This is a genomic window from Citrobacter sp. Cpo109, from assembly GCF_030332565.1.
Classification (GTDB): Bacteria; Pseudomonadota; Gammaproteobacteria; order Enterobacterales; family Enterobacteriaceae; genus Citrobacter; species Citrobacter portucalensis.
On sequence record NZ_JAOWHQ010000068.1, the window covers coordinates 109,897 to 131,534 of the forward strand.

A 21,638-nucleotide genomic window follows, 5' to 3' on the forward strand; every position below is an offset into this window, starting at 1 on the left:
CTTATTAGCCACTTTGATGGGCGAATTGCGCCAGTTGATGTTCACACAGGAAACGAAACGTATTGCCAGGAAATACCATTGGCAAACGCAGACGACAAACCGATGACGGATTGTTTATCTCGTCGTTCAGTAACTGCATCACCACACGATAAGTCCGTTGAGCAGGCTGGTATAACTCGCTTTGCCGGTACATTTCAGCCAGATAATAGTGTGCAGGCCAGTAGCCGGGTTCCTGATAAACCACCTGCTTGAACCAGGCGATGGCCTGCTGGGTCTGGTGTTGCCACATCATCGCCAGGCCGAGCAGCATTTTGGCCTCTGCCGACCACTCATCCTGGGCGAGGATCTGCTGTGCGTTTCCGGCTGTTTGAGAAAATTCACGCTGCTCGAGGGCAATAACGCCCTGGATCAGCAGCGCATCCTGATTACGGGGATCGTCACGTAATACACAGGCGATACACTTTTCAGCTTCAGAAAAACATTTTTCATCGAGGCTGGCGCGTGCTTTCTTCAGCCAGTCATTACTCTGCTGCGCCGTGGGCACCAGAGGAACCTGTTCAACCACCGCTCTCGACTGCGGAATGCGCACCGCAACTCTGGGGACAGGCACAACCCTTGCCGCTTCACTATGGTGGCAAAAATAGAAAATCCCCTCTTCCTGCTCCAGCTTCAGAATGTCGAAATTGTTAGCCAGCGTTTCCGCATTGCCAAAAAATAAGGCTCCCTGCGGTTGCAACATCTTCAGCAAATTACTGTGCAGCTCGCGACGCGTTGGCGTATCAAAATAGATGGACACATTGCGCAGCAAAATGATGTCCACTTCCGGCAGTAACTGTTCTTTTATAATGTTGGTGCGATGGAAGGAGACCTTCTCACGGATCTCATCATGCAGCCGGTAGAGGTTTCCCGAGCGGGTGAAGTAGCGTTGCTGAATACTCGGGTCGACGCCACGAAACGAGTAGCTTGAATAGCAGGCGTTGCGGGCTTTTGCCAGGATTGCCGGGTCAATATCACAGCCGTAAATTTCGATGCGCTGGGCCATCCCGCCGAGGTATTTCTCATGCAGCTTGATCGCCAACGAGTAGGCTTCCTCTCCGGAAGAGCATCCGGCACTCAGAATACGCACCGGGCCGCTGCGCTGTTGCAACAGACGCGGGATCCATTTATCGCAGATTAAATCCAGCGTATCGCTTTCACGGAAAAAATAGGTTTCGTTAATCGTAATCAGCGTGATGAAACTATCAAACTCATTCTGCGAGCTACGCAGTTGTTCATAGTATTCATAGTAATCATTGATTTTTCGCTCGGCCATTCGCCGACCCAGCGCCGTTTTCAGCAATGCTTCCATGGCGTTATCGAAATGCAAACCGACCCGCTCTTTGATCAGGCGCGCATAGTCAGGAAGATTAGGGATCATGGCAATTTACTCTCAACATGCCCGTGGCAAGCCATCGAAAGCAGTACCGCAGCAAGACCATCCAGAGGGATCGTGCGGTGTATTAGTTGCTTGTCGATCGCGTTCTTATTCATACCGAATACCACCGAACTTTCTTCGTCCTGCGCCAGCGTTGTTCCGCCACGGCGGACAATAAGCTCAATGCCGCGGCAGCCATCGCTGCCCATGCCGGTCATAATCAGTCCGACGGCTTTTTCGCGAAACACCTCAGCCACCGACTCCAGCAACAGGTTGCAACTGGGATGGTAAACGTCGCTTTCCTGTCTTGGGATCGCCGCTAAACGCTGGTTGCTTTTGACGATCAGGTGCTGCTCCGGCGGCAATATATACACATACCCCGCTTCCACCCGATCGTCCTCCTGCGCCAGTCGCACCTTCAGATCGGTCACGCTATCCAGCCAATGCACCATATTTTTCGCGAAGCCATCGGCAATATGTTGGGCAATAAGTACCGGGCACGGGAACGTACCGGGTAGATCCTGCAACAGCTTACTGAGCGCCTGCGGCCCGCCCGTCGAACAGGCAATCGCCAGCACAAAGGGCCAGTCCTGTGGCGTTTTTACAACGTCTATCATCGGTCGTGCAGTGGGGATTACCGGTTCGCCTGGATAGCGTAATCCCTTGATATGTCGAATAACTTTCACACCGACCAATAATTCTACTTTACGATGCAAAGCATCCGTTGAGAGTGGTGAATCACTGCTATGGTGCAACACCGCCAACGCACCACGGGAAATGTAGTCATCATCCCATTGATTCTCTGGACAAAATCTCATGACAAGGATCGGGATTGCGCTGGTTGCCATGATCGTTTCCACGATCTCGACGTTATCGACGCTCGAAATATCCAGCGTCAGAATCAGCAGGTCAGGCATCAGCTGTTGCAACAGTCGGATCGCCTGCCTGCGATGGGCTACTTGCCCCACCACCTTAATGTGCGGGTGATCCTCCAGTTGCCTGACCAGCTCATTACGCGATGCGCTGCCCAGGTCGAGGATCAGCACCCGAATGTTGCTGCTATTCATGCATCTGTTTCCGTCAGTGTGAATGAGGACGAAGCCTCTTTCAGCGCTTTCGACAGTTGTGTCATATCCTGACTGACAACCAGAATGTCTTTGATAGATTGCGAGGTATAGTTACTGGCAACAACGATCTCACGCAGCGCCATCACCACCTGATTACTCGCCGTTTTCTGTTGCTGTGTTGATAGCGATATTTGCAGCGCTGCCGTCGAGGTTTGCTCGGCAGTCACAACAATATCGTTCAGGTGTTCGGCGCTGACTTTACAGGCAATTGCGCCCGCTTTAATGCTCTCGCCACCTTTTTCCGCGTTCAGCACCAGACGATTAATCGCGTTTTGGATCTCGCTGATCTTATTTTCAATTTCAACCGTCGATTCCGTCACCGAATCCGCCAGACGACGGATTTCAGCCGCCACAACCGAGAAACGCTTACCGGCTTCCCCGGCGCTGGCAGCTTCGAGCGCTGCGTTAAAGGCGATAAGTTTCGTCTGATCCGCGACGCTGTTAATGATCACCATCACGCGACTGATTTCCGTCGACTTATTACCGAGCATCATGATTTCACGCATGTTTTGCTGATTGTCGGTATCAATATCCGTCATACGCATCAGCAATTGCGACATCGACTCGGAGCCTTTATTGCAGTCCTCGAGCGTCTGGTTGGCAATATCCACAACCGCCCGTGAGTGTTCGGCTATCTGTGTCGATGAGGCAGACAGCTCTTCCATGGTGGAGGTAATTTCAGCTACTGAAGATGAGGTTTCCACGCTGGTTGATGCCTGCCCATCGACCGCTTCGGTAATATGCAAAGATGCCTGATGTACCGAATTTGCATGAGAAACCATACCGCCTACCAACGAGTGCAGACGCTGACGCATCATCTCCACCGCGCTCAGCAGTTCGCCTATCTCATCGTGGTGATCGACCTGAACATCTACCGTTAAGTCACCTTCGGCAATGGTTTGTGCAATCCCCAGGACACGGTTTAATCGCCGCGAGATCAGGAAACGACTGGCCACAGCAATCAGCAGTAAAATGATGGGCAGCAGCAGCGCGGTGAACAGCAGCAGACCGTTACGCACCAGATTGCTGCTCTTGGCGACATCATCAACATAGTTGGTGGTGGCGATTATCCAGTTAATCCCTTCAACGTATTCATAAACGGCAACTTTGGTCTTCGGCAATGCGCCATAACCGCTCACCCAGTTGTAGTAAGTGATGCCATTCTTGTGTTCGAGCATGTCGGCAAACAGCTTAAAACCATTGGCATCGGTAATATTAATTGCCTGCTGGTTGCTCAACGAGGGATGGACCAACATACGACCGGGTTCAAATCCGGCATCCAGCACGTAGGCGTAGCCATCTTTACCAATATGCACATTCAACAAACGCTGAATGATCGGTTGCAAACTCTGTTTGACGTCGAAACCCACCGCGACGGCCCCCACCACCTGACCATATTTGTCAGCAATCGGTTCGTAGTGACTAATAAACTGTTTACCGAACAGTGTGACCACACCGGAAAAGGGTTTATTTTTCAAAAGCAGCGGCAACGCCGGATTATCATGCCCTAGTGCTGTTGCTGTTGCCGTATTGCCTGAACTCGCCAGTAACGTACTGCTGACACGTACAAATTGCTCGCCTTGCAGAATAAACGTACTGGCAAATACGCTGGTTAATTCGGTGAAATGTGAGTTGGTATTCGGGTTGCTCAGCACCGCTTTTAATTCAGTAGAGTCCATATAACGCAGCGGTTTATTGGCAACGTTTTGATAATTATTAATATAAACATTGCTGTAATGTTCCGCATCGCGAGTCACACGCTGAAACTCGTTAGAAATACTGTTGTGGAATATCCGCGTGTTGGTTTTAATCATCTCCAGCGCATTGACCTGCAATTCTCTGGAAAGATAAGACGATAATATAAAAGAGGCGCCAATCAGCAACGTTGCGATACAAACAACCAAAATCATACCGAGCTTCATCGCCACACCGGGATGGATGTTGTGCAGCCAGGACAATAGTCGAGCGCGCGGTCCCTCACTAGTGGTATTCGCCGTTCGATTTTTTACTTTAATAATGTCACTCATGATTTTTATTCTCTACCTGAGAAGAAATTACTCTTTTTTTGGTCATCAGGAGCTAGCGCCCTGTGATTCGAGCGTGAACAGCGGCGTAGGTTTGCCAATGTGATATCCCTGTAACCAGCCCACATTCATTTTTTCCAGACAGGCCTGAATAGTGGCGTTCTCGACAAATTCAGCGACCACCTGCATTTTTTTCATTTCAGCAACGCGGCAAAATGACTCAACGATGTAGTAACTAATTTCACTTTCGGTGATCCGTCGAATAAACGAGCCATCTATTTTCAGGATATCTGCTTCGATGTTCATCAAGCGCGCATGACTCGCAAACCCGGTGCCAAAGTCATCAATTGCCACCCGACATCCCAGCTGACGTATTAAACGTAGCGTTTCCACGGTTTGTTCTTTGTCTGATAACGTATCTGCTTCCGTTATTTCAAAAATAATCCGCTGTGGCTCCACCGCGTAGTCGTGCAGGAGTTGGGTGATCTTCATGACAATATTTGAACGACATACCGTCACCGGTGCCAGGTTAATAGAAAAACAATGCTGCGGGTGGTTACGCATAAATTTGAGGGTATTTTCGATAACCCAGAGATCGATATCCGGTGCCAGCCCCGCATCATGAGCAACCGGCAGGAAACTGTTCGGTGGAATAAATTCACCCCGTTCATTAAGCATACGGATCAATATTTCATGATACGGCGCTTCACCGTGGGTACTAACTATTGGCTGTGCCATCAGGACAAACGCATTGTTATCCAGCGCATTTTGCAGCGCAGTGCGAATTTCTGTTTTATCAACAATGTGGTTGCCAAGGATCCGGCTATGCTGCGCCTCAAGGTTTTCCGGCCTGCCGTTGGTGAGTGATAAACCCGCCACCATGCCCAGTTTCCCCACCAGCTGATAAATGTCATCACTCAGATCGTTAATCAGGCAATAGCCCAAACCACTGCGAAAACCCAATCGATGGTTGTTGTAAAAGAGACGAAAACTGTTGGCGGCCTGATACAGATCGCATAGCCGCTCCCAGGTGCCATTTTCCAGCCGGATGAGCAGATCATAACCCGCGTGGTAATAGACTTTCTCGCTTTTCACCAGATGTCTGCGCAAATGCTCAGCAAGGATCTTCTGGTAGCGGGCGCGGAAATGAAAACCATAGCGACGCGAAAAAAGCTCCAGCTCAGGGATCTGTATCAGACATACGGTCGCGCGTTCAGTGGTAAATAGCTCCGTCTTCAGCGCCCGTAAATTTGCCATGCCTGTCATCGGGTCAGTCAGCCCCAGCAGCAGCGCCTGGTTAAAGCGCTGACGGGTAAATTTTGCCAGTACCCCCATGATCACAATGGTAAGTGAAAAGACAAAGATCAACGTCGAAACCAGCGCCTGATGCAGCATGAAGTTAACATCGCTGGCGATATAGCTGTCGTTATGTTTGCCTAAGATGATTAATACGATCGTCCACACCAGCATTGTGAACAAGTGGCCAATCTTGATTGCTCCCCATAACATCAACGGGAATAACAGGATCAGGCTATAGATAGAGAAAAAAACATCCAAATTATCCGGTGATGTTAAGAAAAACATCAGAAAAAACAGCAAGATGAACCAAGACACAACGCCGTAGACGCCGATATTGCCTTTACACTGTTCGGCAATGGCCCGCAGAAAGGTCAACAGGAAAGACGGTCGACGAATGATGCGGTAAATCTTGTAAAATAAAGGGATCCCCGTCAGGCAACCGTTGATGATCCCCTGAATACGTACCAGCATGCCCAGACTCAACGCCGGAATGTTATCCACATCGGGGCGTTGTCCGTGGGCGACAAACATTGCAAAGAGTTTGCTGAACACCAGATACAGCAGGACGTTATAGCCACAAAGCCAAACCAGGCGATTAAAGCTAATTTTGATGCGACCAAAGCTAACGCAGCTGCGTCTGCCGGTGAATTTGCGGTACGCTGCATAACTTAAGGTCGACGCGATGATCAGGCACAACGCATCTACCCGTTCATTTTGCGGACCGACCACAAACATGACCGTCAGGAACAGAAGAAATCCCGGCAACACCCGAAAACCAAACAAGACCAATGCGGCAGAAAATACGGCTAGCTTGAGATCGTAAACTGTTAAAATAGTATTATTGAGAACGCTGTAACCGTTAAGATATTGTGCCAGCGGGTAAAAAAGGCCAGGTAAGACAAGTGGCAGGCACCATTCCCGAATGTTTTTTATCGTGTTTGAATTTATTATTGCGTCCAAATCAATTTATCCGCTATGCACTATACCAATAGGACTTTAATCCAGACTCGAATGTCACAAACAAATCCTTTTGGGTCAGCCGATGAACCATAGCAAAATTGTCAACATTGACCGCGCACTGAGAAAATAAAATAAGGTTCTATAATGAAGAGAGCATATTATTCATATCAAATCAGGAAATAAATACCCATTTATAGACAAAAATGGACATCCTGTGGGGATGAAATCACTAAAACGCCTGTCCGAAAAACCGCTAATTCATTGATGTTTCGCAAAAAACAAACAACCTTTGTCAGTTTACCAACACCTCCAACCAGTACGTATAAAAAATCTTCTCAAGCACCATGAATGTCAACATTAATATCCTGAAAGGGGCATTCAGAAAATGTATTTTTATGTACATTTTTTCCTATTGACGAAAAGAGCAGCGTTATCTATATTCGCATACCGTTATTTTTGTCATTACTCGCCATGGTTCAATGTTAGTTATTTGTTACGTCATTACGTTTCACATCTTTCATCTACTTATTTGCAACAATAATATTCCATCAAGTAATAACAGAAATTAATTTTAGCACCGAATAATCTTTTCAGGAATTAACATAATCCGTGGCAAAGTCTCTGTTTTCCCTTAAAGCAATAAAAGGGTGGCAACATTCAATCACTGGCAAAATAACGCAATTCTTGCTGGCGGGTATCGTTATTGCGTTTAGTGCTGGCGCGTTTACCAACTGGAGCCTGATAGATAACTTTTCTTATCAGCAGTGGGTGCAACGGGCTGAGGCGAATGCACAGATTATGACCTACATCATCCGCAACGTGTATACCACCGTTTCGGTCGAAACCAGCGATGCAGGGCAGATATCCCGCATTGTCTCCGACAGACAGATTGGTGACACCGACTCTATTATGCAAACCGGTTATAACCCGGTTGACGTTCTGGCACTGGCATCAGTACAGACCCATAGCCCCACCTGGTTGTTTCTGTATACGCCGGAGAAAGGGTTTGTTGGCATCAACAACAAGTCAGAAGAGGGTGATGGGATCATCTCTTTCCCCGGTCGTCTGCCGCGCGATGTGCTGGGTAACTACTATGTTGGCTTCGCCCAAATTAATGGCGAAGAGTGCTTTATCAGCGCCGTTCCTATTCTGACGCCTTCAGGTGAGATCCTCGGTAGCCTGATTAGCAGCATTGGAAAAAAAAGCGATCTCTACGCCACCTACGATGCGATGCTGAAAAAAAGCAGTATCATTTTTGTCCTGATTTTGCTGGTAACGCTGGCACTGGTCACGATGTTTATGCGCCGTTTATTCCGTCCGGTTCCGCTGCTGATTAACTCCCTTACCCGCATCGCCCATGAAGAGACGGACTGTATAACACCCTATCTTGATCAGGACGATGAGATTGGACATCTAGCCGGGGCGATTGAAAAATTGCGCGTCGCCATGAAAGAACGCGGCTATCTGCAACGAATGCATGAAATGTCGCAAAAGATGGAGCATATGGCCCATCATGATTCACTGACCGGATTGCCCAACCGCGTTTCGTTTGGCCAGGCGTTAGATAAACGCGTCAGTGAAATCCATCAGGACGAAAAACCATTTAACCTGCTGTTGATTGACCTCGACAACTTCAAACCAGTAAACGACACCTTTGGTCATAAAGCGGGCGATGAGCTGTTAATCAGCGTTGCCCAGCGCCTGCAGCTCTTGCTGGGACCTAACGATATCGCAGCGCGTCTGGGCGGTGATGAATTCGCCATTCTGCAACATGTCAGCGATAACGCAATCAAAGAAGCGAATCGGCTGGCGAAGCGAATTATTCGTGCGCTGAGCACCCCGTTTACCTGGAGCACGCATACTTTTTCCATCAGCTGCAGTATCGGTATCACCACCGCGCCGTATCAGGGCAATAATACCTCGACGTTGATGATCAATGCCGACCTTGCCATGTACGCCTCAAAACATCATGGCCGTGGTTGCTTCCATTTCTTCGAAGACGGCATGGTGATGAAGCATACCCACAGCCTATTTATTAATCAGGAAATCATCGATGGTATTGATAACAAGGAATTCGAGCTTCATTACCAGCCAATCATCAATCTGGAAGATGAAAGCGTGTATGGCTACGAATCGCTGATACGCTGGAATCATCCCACCAAGGGTCTGATTTACCCTGATTATTTTATCAACATCGCCGAGAACTCCGGTCTGATTGTCCGTTTGGGCGAATGGATTATTCGTCAGTCCTGTGAAGCCGCTGCCAAATGGCCGGAACGTATCAGGGTAGCCGTCAATATCTCGGCCTACCAGCTGCACAGTCCGGGGCTGGTTGACGTTATCAAAGATGCGTTACGCATCAGTCAACTTTCAGCCGAGCGCCTTGAAATAGAAATTACTGAATCCGAAAAGCTGGATAAGTCGATTGCCTTACCCGTGCTGCAAGAGATTCGCTCTCTGGGCATTGAAATCGCGATGGATGATTTAGGCACCGGCTACGCGGCACTGGATTATCTGCTGATCTATCCTTTCACTCGCATCAAGATTGCGCGCACGCTGGTCGACAAGCTTCAGCAAGATAATGCCAGTCAGTATTTGATTGTGATGCTGATTCAGTTTGCCCATAAGTACAATATGTCGGTCACCGCTGAAGGAGTAGAAACCGCGCAGCAGCGTGACATTCTGCGCGACATTGAGTGCCAGAATGTCCAGGGCTATTTCTTTAGCTATCCGCTGCGCGAGCGTGAAGTGCTTTCCGCATTTGCCAAAGAGGTCATTGAAGAAGGACTGTGCAATGTCTGACTTCTTTCACCCGGTAAAGCGCATGTTGACGGTTTTTGCCCTGTTAATAGCGTTAGCAACGCCATGCTTAGCAGGCTCTCCCCTGCCGATACACACGCTGGAGCAGATCGCCAGCAAGAAAAGTATTACCCTTGGTTATCAGGATGATGCGTTTCCTTTCTCATGGCAGAATGGCAACGTACCTGCAGGCTATTCCATTGATATTTGCAACAATATCGTCAGCGCGCTCAAGACAAAACTTCAGCTTAAAAAGCTGAAGGTCGAGTGGGTAAAAGCTAACTCGGCATCGCAGTTTGTCCTGATTAAAAATCACATGGCTGACATCATGTGTATCCCGGCTTTTTATTCGAAAAGTCGCCACAGCATTAGCGAGTTCTCGCTGCCGTTTTATTTTTCAAGCACCCGCTTCGTCATGCGTAAAAATGAAAGCAACGACAATCTGGCAGAGCTTTCCGGACATAGCGTACTGGTAAAAAGCGGCACGATTTACGTTGAGCAACTGCAAAAAGTGAATGCCGCCAATGACCTGGATATTAATATTCAACTCGATACCAACAACATTACCGCCTTCAATGAACTGAAGAATGGTGAGTATTCTGCACTGATCTCCAGTACGGTTTTACTCCAAGGGATGATCGCGCAAACGCCTAATCCTGATGACTATGAACTTTCCGATATTGCGCTCAGCACCCCGCTACCGGCGGGCTTGTTACTACCGTTACACGATAAAGAATTTAAAGAATTTGTTGATGACACGCTCTCTTCGCTGATGATCAGCAACGAATTTACTGCGCTGTACAAAAAATGGTTTCAGTCACCGATTCCGCCGAAAGCCATTAATTTAAACATTCCCATGTCAGATAACCTGAAAGCATTAACGTCTGCTAAAAAGAAGATCAGTTTTGATTATGAAAAATATAATTAATCGTGAGATGACAAGGGTGAAGCGTACGGCGCAATGGCTGTTTTTACTGGCAGGCCTCGTCATCTCCCCCGCACTGATGGCGCAACAGAACGCTGCGACGCTCGATCATATTCAGAGCAGCAGCGTGCTCAACGTGGGTTATCGCCAGCTGCCGCCATTTTCTTTTACTGACCACAATGGCAAAGTCACGGGTTATACCATCGCGGTATGCAACATGATTGCCGATAAGTTGCGCCAGTATCTGAAGCTCAACAATTTAACCATTCATTATATTCCCGTGAATTTTTCCGAACGTTTCTCCGCATTAAACTCGCGTAAAATAGATATGGACTGTGGCGTAAATACCAATGCGCCGGAGCGGACCTCCAGCGTGTCGTTTTCTGAAAACTATTACACCGCAAAGATGCGCATCATCTCTTTACGTAAAAATAATATACAGTCAATTGCCGATCTTAAAGGTCGCACGGTGAGTCTGACCGGAAGCTCAAAAGATTTGCTGGAATTTAATAAAGCAAACAGAGAGCAACACCTTAATATTTCAACGATTACCAGCACCACCATAAAGGGCGCATTTGAGAAGATGGCGCATAATGAATCTGCTGCTTTCTTTGTTGATGATATTCTGGCCTGGCCGCTAATTAATCATAGCGAGCAACCTGAACTGTTCAGCGTCTCTTCTGAGAGCATCGGCAATGATATGCACTATGCCATTATGATGAGGAAAAACGATCCGCAGTTTGTGACGTTTGTTAACAGTACGCTGAAAGATTTTTTTGCTTCGCCGGCCAACGTGCAATTACGTAAAAAGTGGTTGTCCCCCTGGTCCTGCGAAAAGCTGAAAAACCCGTCTCCGGGCAGTTGTCAGCATAGCCATTGAACATTATCCGCCGCTGCTTACGCCATCGCCTGCTGCGCCTGTGGAAAATCCCCGGGGCGCTGCTGCTATTGCTGTCAGTCCATTCGCTACGCGCGGCCTGGGATTTTGCCAATATTCAACAAAAGTCCGATGCGCTTTATGGCCCGGCTACACCAGAAGCGCAGCAACGAATCCGCGCCTGGCAACAGCTTCTGCTCCAGTTGCGTAATGCTGACGAGCAAACGCAATTACGCGCTGTAAATCAATTTTTTAATGAGAAGATCCGCTATACCGAAGACATTGATGTCTGGCATAACGTCGATTACTGGGCAACCCCTATCGAGTCGCTGCGCAAAGGTGAGGCAGATTGTGAAGACTACGCGATCGCCAAATATTTCACCCTCCGCCAGTTGGGCGTATCCGAAGACAAACTTCGTATCACCTATGTTAAAGCCCTGCGTTTAAACCGCGCGCACATGGTGCTGACCTGGTACGCCACCCCTGAGGCGATTCCTTTGGTTCTCGACAGTCTGACCAGCACTATTTCTCCTGCGACGCAGCGCATGGATTTATTACCTGTCTACTCCTTTAACAACACCGGCCTTTGGCTTCCCGGCAATCAAAACAATAAACGCGTTGGGGACAGCAAGAGGCTTTCTCGCTGGCAGCAAGTTTTCACAAAAATGCGGGAAGAAGGCTTCCCGATGGATAAATAGGAATCGCCCGTGTCTCTTTTTAAACAGTTACTTCTGGCAATCTCTCTCTTTATGATGGTTGTGTTCAGCGGCAATTTTATTGTGACGCTGGAGAGTTCTCGCAATCAGTCCAATAACCAGCTTCTTTCACATGCCCAGGATGCCGCAACGGCGCTAGGCGTTTCGCTAACGCCCAACGTCAACGACCCGGCAATGATCGAGCTGATGGTCAGCTCCATTTTCGATAGCGGTTACTACAAAAAAATCCGCATCGTCGATCTGGCAAACGGCAAAATAATGCTTGAGCGTAGCGCGGTAGCGACAATTCCCAACGTCCCCGCTTGGTTCATCGATCTGGTGGATGTCACCCCGCAAACTGGTGAAGCAACGATTATGCGCGGTTGGCAGCAGGCTGCTCGCGTGGAAGTGACCAGCGATCCTATCTTTGCTGTGCAGCGTCTGTGGGACAATACCTTAGGTAATCTGCTGTGGATGCTGTCCTGTAGCCTCGCCTGCTTAATCGCCGGCAGTTTGCTGCTACGCAAACTGCTGCGCCCGCTCAATTACATGGCAAAACAATCCGAAGCTATTACCCGTCGCGAGTTTCTGACACTCCACGAGTTACCCAAAACGCCGGAATTACGCCGCGTTGTAGGCGCCATGAATTTAATGGCAGCTAAGCTTAAATCGTTATTTGAAGAACAAGCTATCTACAGCGAACGCTTGCACAATGAAGCTTATCTCGACAGCCAGACCGGGGTTGCCAACCGCCGGGCATTCGATATGCAGCTCCAGGCGCGACTGAGTGATACCGATACGGCACCAGGATATCTGATGCTGGTTCGCGTTCAGGATTTAGGTGGCCTGAATCAGCGCTTTGGCGGACCGCATACTGATAAGCTGTTGCTCAACATCGCCAACCTGCTGAACGCGCACAGAGAAAAGTATGCCCCTCTCGACAGCACGCTCGCCCGCATTCGTGGCGGTGAGTTCGCCCTACTCTGCCCTGGCGTCACACATGGTGAGATGTTGGATTTATGCAATTCGCTGTGCCAAAAACTCACGGCCTTTTACGCCACCGGAATGTCAGACCAACAGCCGGTTGCCTATACCAGCATGGTGCCATTCAGCGCCGGAGAAAATGCTCAGTCATTGCTGATCCAGGCCGATCGCCTGCTGGTTGAAGCGGAAACACACACCAACCATCAGGTCGTTCCCACCACTGAAATACCTGCGGCTACAGAAGATCAGCATTTGTGGTTTGTTCGTCTGGAGCATGCGCTGGCAAATCAACAGTTCCAGCTGGTTTATCAGCCGGTGGTCGATTGCCGCCAGCCGGATAAAATCCTGCATTACAAGGTGCTGTCGCGCATTATTGATGAGCAGGGTAACACCATTACCGCGGGGCGGTTCTTGCCCTGGATCCACCGCTTTAGCTGGAGTCATCGACTCGATAAAGTCATGTTGAAGCTCACATTGAACCAGTTGAAAACCGCGCCTGGAAAACTAGCGTTGAGTATTTCTGGCAGTTCTGTCGCCAGCGCGACCGCCATTGCAGACCTGCTCAATCCGTTACGGTACTCACCGAAATTAGCCAGCAAGCTGATTCTGGAACTGGATGAAAATCAGTTACCAGGCCCCCATCAGATGGCGGCATTTGTTAAAGCCGTAGGTCAGCATCGCTGCGCGCTGGGACTGCAACACTTCGGTAGCCGTTTCGATATGATCGGTCATCTGTCGCAATGGGGTCTTGCCTATCTGAAAATCGATAGCAGCTATATCCGCAAAATTGATGAGGAAAATGATAAGCGTTTGTTTATTGAAGTATTGTGCAGTGCCACGCGCAGTATTGATTTGCCGCTCATTGCCGAACGTGTTGAAACGGAAGGTGAGCTTATGGTGCTGCAAGAATTAGGGATTGATGGAGCAATGGGGCAATTATTAGGTGAGCCCGCGCCATTGTGATAAAACTGGCGTCTTGATACGCCTTTGTATAGCCGGATAGCGCTGCGCTTATCCGGCCTACAAATTGCCTGCATCAGCTAAAATATACGATCATCGTTGCCAAGCAGTTGTTCTAACCCGCCAAGTTCCTGGCGCGCGTTCGCGCGATTCATTAATTTAACCTGCGCCATCGGCGGAAGATCGGTAATGGCAATCACGCCTTTACGGATCAACAGGTAAATCAAATCGTCGAGCACGCGAACCATCTCCAGGTCGCTTTTTTGCAGCATCGCTAAAGCCTGCTGGTTGTCATTTTCAGGACTTTTTGCCACGCCTTCTGCCTGCATGTTTGCAGCAGATGAATCAGAATTCATATCAGTGCCTTTTCATTTTGCATGATGCTGCTGCCCTGTTTACACAGGGCAGCAGGCAATCGTTAGTGAGTGTGGTTTTGATCGGGTTTAGCTATCAGGTGATCCAACGAGTAGGTCGGAGAATGCAGATCGCCGCTTATCGGAGTCGACAGCGCGGTATCTATTCCATGCGCCACTTTTGCCGGACTGGCGATCAGGTGATGATCGCCGCCGCTTTGAATGTACTTCGCAATATCCACGCCTTCATGCAGTTCACGCGCCAGATCGCTGAGATCGACTTTTTCAAGCACGCCCTTCGCCTTATCGTCAGCGCTGAGAACCGCTGTCGCCTGACCGTGTCCGGTCGCTGCTGGTGCGTAAGACAGAGATAATGCGTTGTCATCGAACAGATTGTGCAGCGCATGTTGCATCGCAGCATGATTCCCTTTATCCACCGTATGCCCTTTCACTGGAGTGGGATCGTCCATCGTCACGTTCAACGTTTGGCTATAAGGCGTAATATTACCGTGGTTATCATGCGCCTCGACCAATACGTTCACGCGGTTATGGCCTGCCCGGAATGCGGAGGTATCGGCCTCAATGTCATAGGTCAGCCCATTATTGCCCTGATGAAGAATGGCATCGTACTGATGACCATTTACCAGCGCTTTAATATGATCGCCATCATTCACATCACCGCTCACGCTGCCGGTAATATGCGTGAAGGTATCGTGTGACTCCGCACGCGAAATATGATTATCCCCGGTAACCTTATCGACGATAAGCGTGGCGTTTGCCTGTTGATCAACCGAATAGCTGTGGGACGTTGTCTGTGAATATGGGTTGCCCGGCGTATCATGACCTTTAACCTCAACCGAAAATGTGGTGTTCACTTCCATGATATGACTGTCCACATCAACGTGATAAACCCGATCGCCATTGCTCAGCGTATCTACCGAACCGCTAAATTCCTGACCGCCAATTTTTAATTTGATCGAATCCCACACATCCACATCACCACCAAGAGGCCCGGTTACCCTCACCGTCGCGCCCTGGAGTTCCTGATGATTCAGGACGTTATCCTGGGTGACATTATCAATACCCATCGTTCCCACAGCGGTTCTGTCGATGGTAATAGTCTTATCGATATCGACCTTATCGCGGTTACCGGCGTCGTCATGGGCGATAACGTGAGCAAGGATCTTTTGATCGTGAATCAGGTCAGTCGTACTGGCATCTACGCTAAATACCTTCTGACCGCCGCTATTTTTCACATCAGCAACCAGATCTTTACCATTAACGGTGATGGTCACCTGATCGCCAACATCCACGTCCCCGGTCACATAGCCGCTGATGGTGGTTTTCGCATGCTGAGTTTCAGCATTATTCAGCACATCATCGACTGATACCTTATTCAGCACGATGCTGGCATCGACATGCGTGTCGATAGTGACCGTTTTGTCGCTCACGGCATGCATTGGGTTCAACGCCGAATCCTGACCTTCCACACTCACATGGATAGTAGGGTCATTTTGCAGCCCAACCGTACTCACCATCGCTTTGTAGCCCAGCTGCCCGTTCATATGCGGCAGCTCAATGACTCGCGTATGTACTGTGACGCCATCGACGAGAATGGCGACTTTATCACCGAGATGCACATCCCCATCGACCTGACCGCTGACCTCAACGGTTCCATCTTTTACCTCATCAGCATTGATAATATCGTCGCCGCCGACGGTGTTGATGGTCACACTGCCGCTTGCCGTTTTATCAATCGAATAGTCCTGCGTGAAGCTGGCTGGCTGCACGTTACCGTGATCGTCATATCCTATAACGGTGGCAACAATGGTGTGATCGGCCAACAGGTCTTTGGTATAGATATCAACGGAGTAGCGATGATTATTATCGACAGTCGCCGCATAAGGGTTTCCGTTAACCGTCAGAGTCACCTTATCACCCGGGTGCACATCTCCTGAGACCGAGCCCGCTACGGTCATCTTATGCAGCTGCGATTCGTGCGCGTTCAGCACATTGTCATCGGCAATTTTATCAATCGTAACGCTCGCCTTCGCGCTCAGATCGACCACGACATTGCTGTTAGCAGAGGCACTCCCCAGGTTACCATGATCATCCGTCGCCAATACCGTCGCGACAACATGTGGATCATTGTGCAGATCGTTGATACTGACCTTCGTCGACCAGGCCCAGTGGCCGTGTCTATCGTCATGCACTACCGCAGTTAGCGTATTGCCATTGACCTGCAGGCTCACCACGCTGCCGTCATGGATCCCTTCACCACTTACCGTGCCGCTGATGGTTGTTTTACCGCTTTGTGCTTCAGCAGCATTGATAACATCATCACCGGCAACCTTATCCATCGTTACCAGCAGCGGGTTTTCCGTATCGACAGTGATGGTTTTCTGCACCGAATCTGTCGCTGTTCCCACCTTGATGGAGACATCAAACGTTGGATGCGCCTGCAGTTCACTCGTCGGCACATCCACTTCGTATGCCAGTTGTCCCGGCATCGTTGGGATAGTCATGACGTGCCCGGTGTACTGCACATGATTTATGGTGACAATAACATCGTCCCCGGCCTGAACGTCGCCGGTGACCAGACCACGAATTGCCGTCGTTCCTTTTTGCGCTTCATCGTGGTTGAGAACGTCATCGCCCGCCACTTGATCAACGGTGAGATGCACGGTCGGTTGGTGAGGTTGTGTGGTTCCGGTGCCCGGTGTTGTCGGCGGGGTATGCATACCATAAGGAGTGTTGGCTGGAATAGCGATATTGCCTAACCACGGAAGGTCAATAAACTTATGTTCTACCGCAGTTGCCGTATTGCCATGATTATCATGCGTGGTGATGGATACCGTGATATTACCGTCATCATGCCAGGCCCCTGAAACAACATTAAACGTATAGCCCAGCTTTCCATCCGGCAGAGTGATCACATTAGTTTGCAGCTGGCTACCGCCGACATCGACCGTAACCACATCGCCAACCAGTGCATCTGGATCAACATGTCCCGTTACCGTGACGAATTCGGGGCGGCTTCCGGGATCCAGGGCTTGGTTGCCCTCGGAAACAGCAGAATCAATCGTAATTCCGGCATCAGCAACAGTATCAACCACCACAGGCATGTTATCGAACCCGTATGCAACATTTCCGGCGTCATCTTTTGCCATCACTTCGGCATGGATGTTCGGATCCATAAGCAGATCCAGAGTCGATACCTTAGTGCTGAAAGTACGCTGACCGCCGTGATCTTCCACCTGAGCATAGTAGATCTGGTGATTGATGGTCAGTTCAACGGTATCACCTATTTTGACATCTCCCCCCACCGTCCCCGTAACCCTCGTTTGCGGATTAAGGGCTGCGTCGTGGTTAATCACCCCACCACCGCTACCGGTGAAAATCGGATCAATATGTACAATCGCATCAATCTTGTCGTCAATGACCACGGTACTATGCGCATTTGCCGTCGCGTTATTACCCGCCGCATCGGTAGTGGTGATGGTTGCGGTAATATGCGGATCGTTTTGCAGCCAATGCGTATCCACCTTAATGGAGTAACCCAACGTTCCCAGATTTGGCAGGTCCACCACGGTGGCATCAACCATATGGCCACCAATATTCAGGTGCACCACATCATTAATTTTTGCATCGCCACCGACCGTGCCGCTAACAACTGTCGTCGTTTGCCCCAATTCAATCTTATTCAATATATTGTCGCCCGTTACCGGATCGATGGTGATTGATGCCAGCGCTTCAGCATCCAGCGTAACGGTATGATGCGCTGTAATTTGTGCCTGGTTCAGGGCATCGTCCGTGATATCCATGGTGACGTCGATATGCGGGTTGGCCACCAGATCGGCCGTAGCAACGGGTACGTGGAAACCCATCTGATGATTGCCACGATCCTCCACCACCCCGGCATAGTTGTGGCCGTTGATGGTCATGGTGAATGGATCGCCCGGATGAACTTCACCGCTCACCGTACCACTCACTATCGTATAGCCATGCATTTGCTCAGCAAGGTTCAGCGTATTATCTGGCGTCACGGCATCAATGGTGATCTGCGCCTCCACACGGGTATCGATAATCACCGTGGTTTCTGCATTGGCCGTGGCCGGGTTGCCCGCGCTATCAGTAGTACTCACCGTCGCGGTTAAATGAGGATCGGAGATCAGGTCTGCGGTGCTGACTTTAATGCTGTAGCCGAGAACCCCGTTTCCTACATCGTTCACTTTCCCCGTCAGGACGTGACCATTCACGGTGAGGTAAACGACATCATTGACATGGACATCCCCAGCCACGTTCCCGGTTACATACGTGAATGGCTGTTTTGATTCATTACCATTAATCATATTGTCGCCAGTGACGGGATCAATCGTCAGCATGGCTTTCGCATGTAAATCAACTACCAGATCGTGCGTTATCTCCGCTTTCTGGAAATTATGCGCATTATCTTCACCGACTACGCGGGCCACAATATGCGGGTCTTTGACCAGATCGCGGCTCAGAACGTCCAGCTTATATCCCAGCGCATTGTTATGTTCCGGGAGCTTCTGAACGGTTGTATCGTAGATATGTCCATGTACGATAACCTGAACTTTATCCCCAACATGCACATCGCCCCCAACCGTCCCCATCACCTCAGTAAGGTGTTTCGCGGCTTCTGCTCCGTTGAGCTTGTCATCGCCCGCCACCGTATCGACGGTGATTCTGGCCCCGGCATGGTTATCAATATGTACGTCATGGGTTGCGGTAGTAATAACCTCATTTTGCACCGCATCGTGGGAGATAACCGTGACGCTCACCGTCACATTTTTATCCTGGTTACCTTTGTTATCGCTAAACGCCGTTGAATTGACCGGGACCTGATAACCTAAGTGACCGCCCCCAAGATCAATCACCTTGCCATTAAACGTCTGGTGATTGATTTCTACGATCACCGCATCACCAACCTGCGCGTCACCACCCACCTTACCGCTGATAAGCTGCATCGGTGTATCCAGCTCTAAGTGGTTGAGTATGTTATCGTCAGTCACATGATCAATAGTCACAGTGCTGTGCGCCTGGGTATCCAGCGTAACGGTTCGATGCTCTACCGCCACCGCCTGATTGCCCGCAGCATCGTGGCTGACCAGCTTAACCATTACGTCGTTGCTGCCTTCCTGCAACACACCTGTTGGAACAAACACTTCGTAGCGCAGAACGCCGTGATCGTTAACTACCGTGCCGCTAAAGTCCTGATTATGTCCCTGTACGTGGACGGTCACCACATCGCCCACTTTGGCATCCAGGCCTTTCGCGATACCGCTAATCAGCGTCGGCATGCGGTTTTCAATGGCGTTCACCACATCATCCGATGCCACCACATCAGTCGTCACCACGTTTTTGGCAAAGTTATCAATATGAACTTTATGGCTATCGGTAGCGATGGCGAGGTTCCCCGCCGCGTCATGAGAGGTGACCGTGACGTGCACGTCGATATCCGTCAACACATGGACGCCATTGTTCGCAAAGGCCGATGAGTCCACATCAATGCGGTAACCCAGATGCCCGTTACCAAGGTCAATGACCTGGCTACCGTACTGATGGCCATTAACTTCCAGCTGAATGGGATCGCCGACCTTCGCATCTTCACCATCGACGATGCCGGTAATGCGCTGTGTTGCTGCGGACAATTCCTGGTAATTGATAACATTGTCTGTAGCAATGTTATCTAGCGAGATGGTGTTTTGCGCATGAGTATCAAGAGTGATAATACGGTGCGACTCACTGGTCACTTCATTGCCCAGCGCGTCATGGCTGACTAGCGTCGCGACCACCGCGTTCTTTCCTTCATGCAAGGTTCCATGTGGCAGAACCACTTCATAGCGTAACTGACCGTTATCGTTGATCACCGTGCCGTTAAAGTCTTGCCCATGAACGCTTATTTTTACCGCATCGCCCACTTTGGCATCGCCACCGGCGACGATGCTAATAATGGTAGGCATCCGGTTTTCACTGGCGTTAACCACATTGTCCGTCGCCACTGCGTCAATCTTGATGGTGTTTTCCGCGTAGTTATCGATATGAACTTTATGGGAATCCGTCGCGATCGCCAGGTTACCCGCGGCGTCATGAGATGTCACCATCGCGGTAATTTTCACATTCGTCAGCACATGGCCGCTGTTATCGGCAAATGCAGAAGAGTCCACATCAATGCTATAACCCAGCTTACCGCGACCAAAATCAATCACCTTACCGCTGAACTGATGGCCGTTTATCTCCAGTAAGACCGGATCGTTGACCTTCGCATCCTCACCGCCAACAAAACCCGTGACCGTCTGTTTAGCCGCAAGGAGTTCCTGGTAATTCAATGTGTTATCGGCAGTGACATCATGTATGCGGATAGTATTGTGCGCCTGGGTGTCCAGCGTAACGGTGCTATGCGATTGCGCGGTGACTTCATTCCCCACCGCATCATGGCTGACCAACGTCACCTGCACATCATTTTTACCTTCCTGCAGTGTGCCGACCGGCACCGCCACTTCGTAGCGCAGTTCGCCGTTAATGTGAACGACTTTGCCGGTAAAATCCTGCCCCTGCACGCGAACGGTCACCGGGTCGTTGACGGCCGCATCGCCACCAACGGCACCGCTGATCAGCGTGGTCATCCGGTTTTCAATGGCGTTCACCACATCGTCCGTCGCTACCGTGTCGATGCTGAGCTGGTTAGTGGCGAAGTTATCAATGTGTACGTCGTGGCGGCTGGTGGCTATCGCCAGGTTGCCCGCCGCATCGTGTGAGGTGACGCTGACATGGACCGTCACCTCTTTCAGCACATGACCGACGTTGTCAGAGAACGCGCTAGAATCCACCTCGATACGATAACCGAGGGTATTTTTCCCGGTATCAATCACCTGGCCGTGATACTGGTGGCCGTTAATCTCCACCAGCACCGGGTCGCCCGCTTTTGCATCTTCCCCGCGAACGTTCCCGGTAATCGTCTGCTTCGCCGCTGACAGCTCAGTAAAGTTCAGGGTGTTGTCGGCGGTGACGTCATGAATATTGACGGTGTTATGCGCTTTGGTATCCAGCACTACGGTACGGTGCGCGAGCGCGGTCACTTCGTTACCCGCCGCATCGTGGCTGACCAGCGCCACCGCCACCGCATTTTTACCTTCCTTCAGCGTGCCGACCGGCACCGCCACTTCGTAGCGCAGTTCGCCGTTATCATCGACCACC

General features: G+C 50.0%; 11 protein-coding genes. 5 read left to right on the forward strand and 6 right to left on the reverse strand.

The features are described from left to right. Positions 1-4 precede the first annotated feature (4 nt). Genes OGY71_RS17365 through OGY71_RS17380 form a run of 4 tightly spaced genes read right to left on the reverse strand, consistent with a single transcriptional unit; the run spans position 5 to position 6,824 of the window. A complete protein-coding gene (locus OGY71_RS17365; protein WP_063940965.1) occupies positions 5-1,417 on the reverse strand; it encodes a CheR family methyltransferase in 1,413 nt (470 codons plus the stop codon). Continuing rightward, a complete protein-coding gene (locus OGY71_RS17370) occupies positions 1,414-2,481 on the reverse strand; it encodes a chemotaxis protein CheB (protein WP_003825849.1) in 1,068 nt (355 codons plus the stop codon). The genes OGY71_RS17365 and OGY71_RS17370 overlap by 4 nt, the downstream gene beginning before the upstream one ends. Next, positions 2,478-4,568: a methyl-accepting chemotaxis protein gene (locus OGY71_RS17375; protein WP_063940964.1), complete on the reverse strand. Its 2,091-nt coding sequence runs from the start codon at positions 4,566-4,568 to the stop codon at positions 2,478-2,480. Before OGY71_RS17375 ends, OGY71_RS17370 begins: the two co-directional genes overlap by 4 nt. A gap of 45 nt (positions 4,569-4,613) precedes the next feature. Further along, complete coding sequence (locus OGY71_RS17380) at positions 4,614-6,824, reverse strand: sensor domain-containing phosphodiesterase (protein WP_191222218.1); 2,211 nt, start codon at positions 6,822-6,824, stop codon at positions 4,614-4,616. 609 nt (positions 6,825-7,433) lie between these two features. Here OGY71_RS17380 and OGY71_RS17385 point away from each other — a divergent pair. Genes OGY71_RS17385 through OGY71_RS17405 form a run of 5 tightly spaced genes read left to right on the forward strand, consistent with a single transcriptional unit; the run spans position 7,434 to position 14,067 of the window. Beyond that, on the forward strand, positions 7,434-9,626 hold the full coding sequence (locus OGY71_RS17385; RefSeq protein ID WP_003825843.1) for a putative bifunctional diguanylate cyclase/phosphodiesterase: 2,193 nt from the start codon (positions 7,434-7,436) through the stop codon (positions 9,624-9,626). Further along, a complete protein-coding gene (locus OGY71_RS17390) occupies positions 9,619-10,551 on the forward strand; it encodes a transporter substrate-binding domain-containing protein (protein WP_286613494.1) in 933 nt (310 codons plus the stop codon). Before OGY71_RS17385 ends, OGY71_RS17390 begins: the two co-directional genes overlap by 8 nt. Then, positions 10,535-11,428: a transporter substrate-binding domain-containing protein gene (locus OGY71_RS17395; RefSeq protein ID WP_003825839.1), complete on the forward strand. Its 894-nt coding sequence runs from the start codon at positions 10,535-10,537 to the stop codon at positions 11,426-11,428. Before OGY71_RS17390 ends, OGY71_RS17395 begins: the two co-directional genes overlap by 17 nt. Positions 11,429-11,430: 2 nt before the next feature. Beyond that, positions 11,431-12,123: a cysteine protease LapG gene (gene lapG / locus OGY71_RS17400; protein ID WP_032934107.1), complete on the forward strand. Its 693-nt coding sequence runs from the start codon at positions 11,431-11,433 to the stop codon at positions 12,121-12,123. Between the two features lie 9 nt (positions 12,124-12,132). Continuing rightward, complete coding sequence (locus OGY71_RS17405; protein ID WP_286613495.1) at positions 12,133-14,067, forward strand: bifunctional diguanylate cyclase/phosphodiesterase; 1,935 nt, start codon at positions 12,133-12,135, stop codon at positions 14,065-14,067. A 77-nt stretch (positions 14,068-14,144) separates the two neighbouring features. On the opposite strand, the gene OGY71_RS17410 is transcribed toward OGY71_RS17405, so the two are convergent. Both OGY71_RS17410 and OGY71_RS17415 read right to left on the reverse strand, forming a co-directional pair. Further along, a complete protein-coding gene (locus OGY71_RS17410; protein ID WP_149334883.1) occupies positions 14,145-14,420 on the reverse strand; it encodes a hypothetical protein in 276 nt (91 codons plus the stop codon). A 62-nt stretch (positions 14,421-14,482) separates the two neighbouring features. Then, on the reverse strand, positions 14,483-21,637 hold the full coding sequence (locus OGY71_RS17415) for an Ig-like domain-containing protein (RefSeq protein WP_286613496.1): 7,155 nt from the start codon (positions 21,635-21,637) through the stop codon (positions 14,483-14,485). Position 21,638 lies beyond the last annotated feature (1 nt).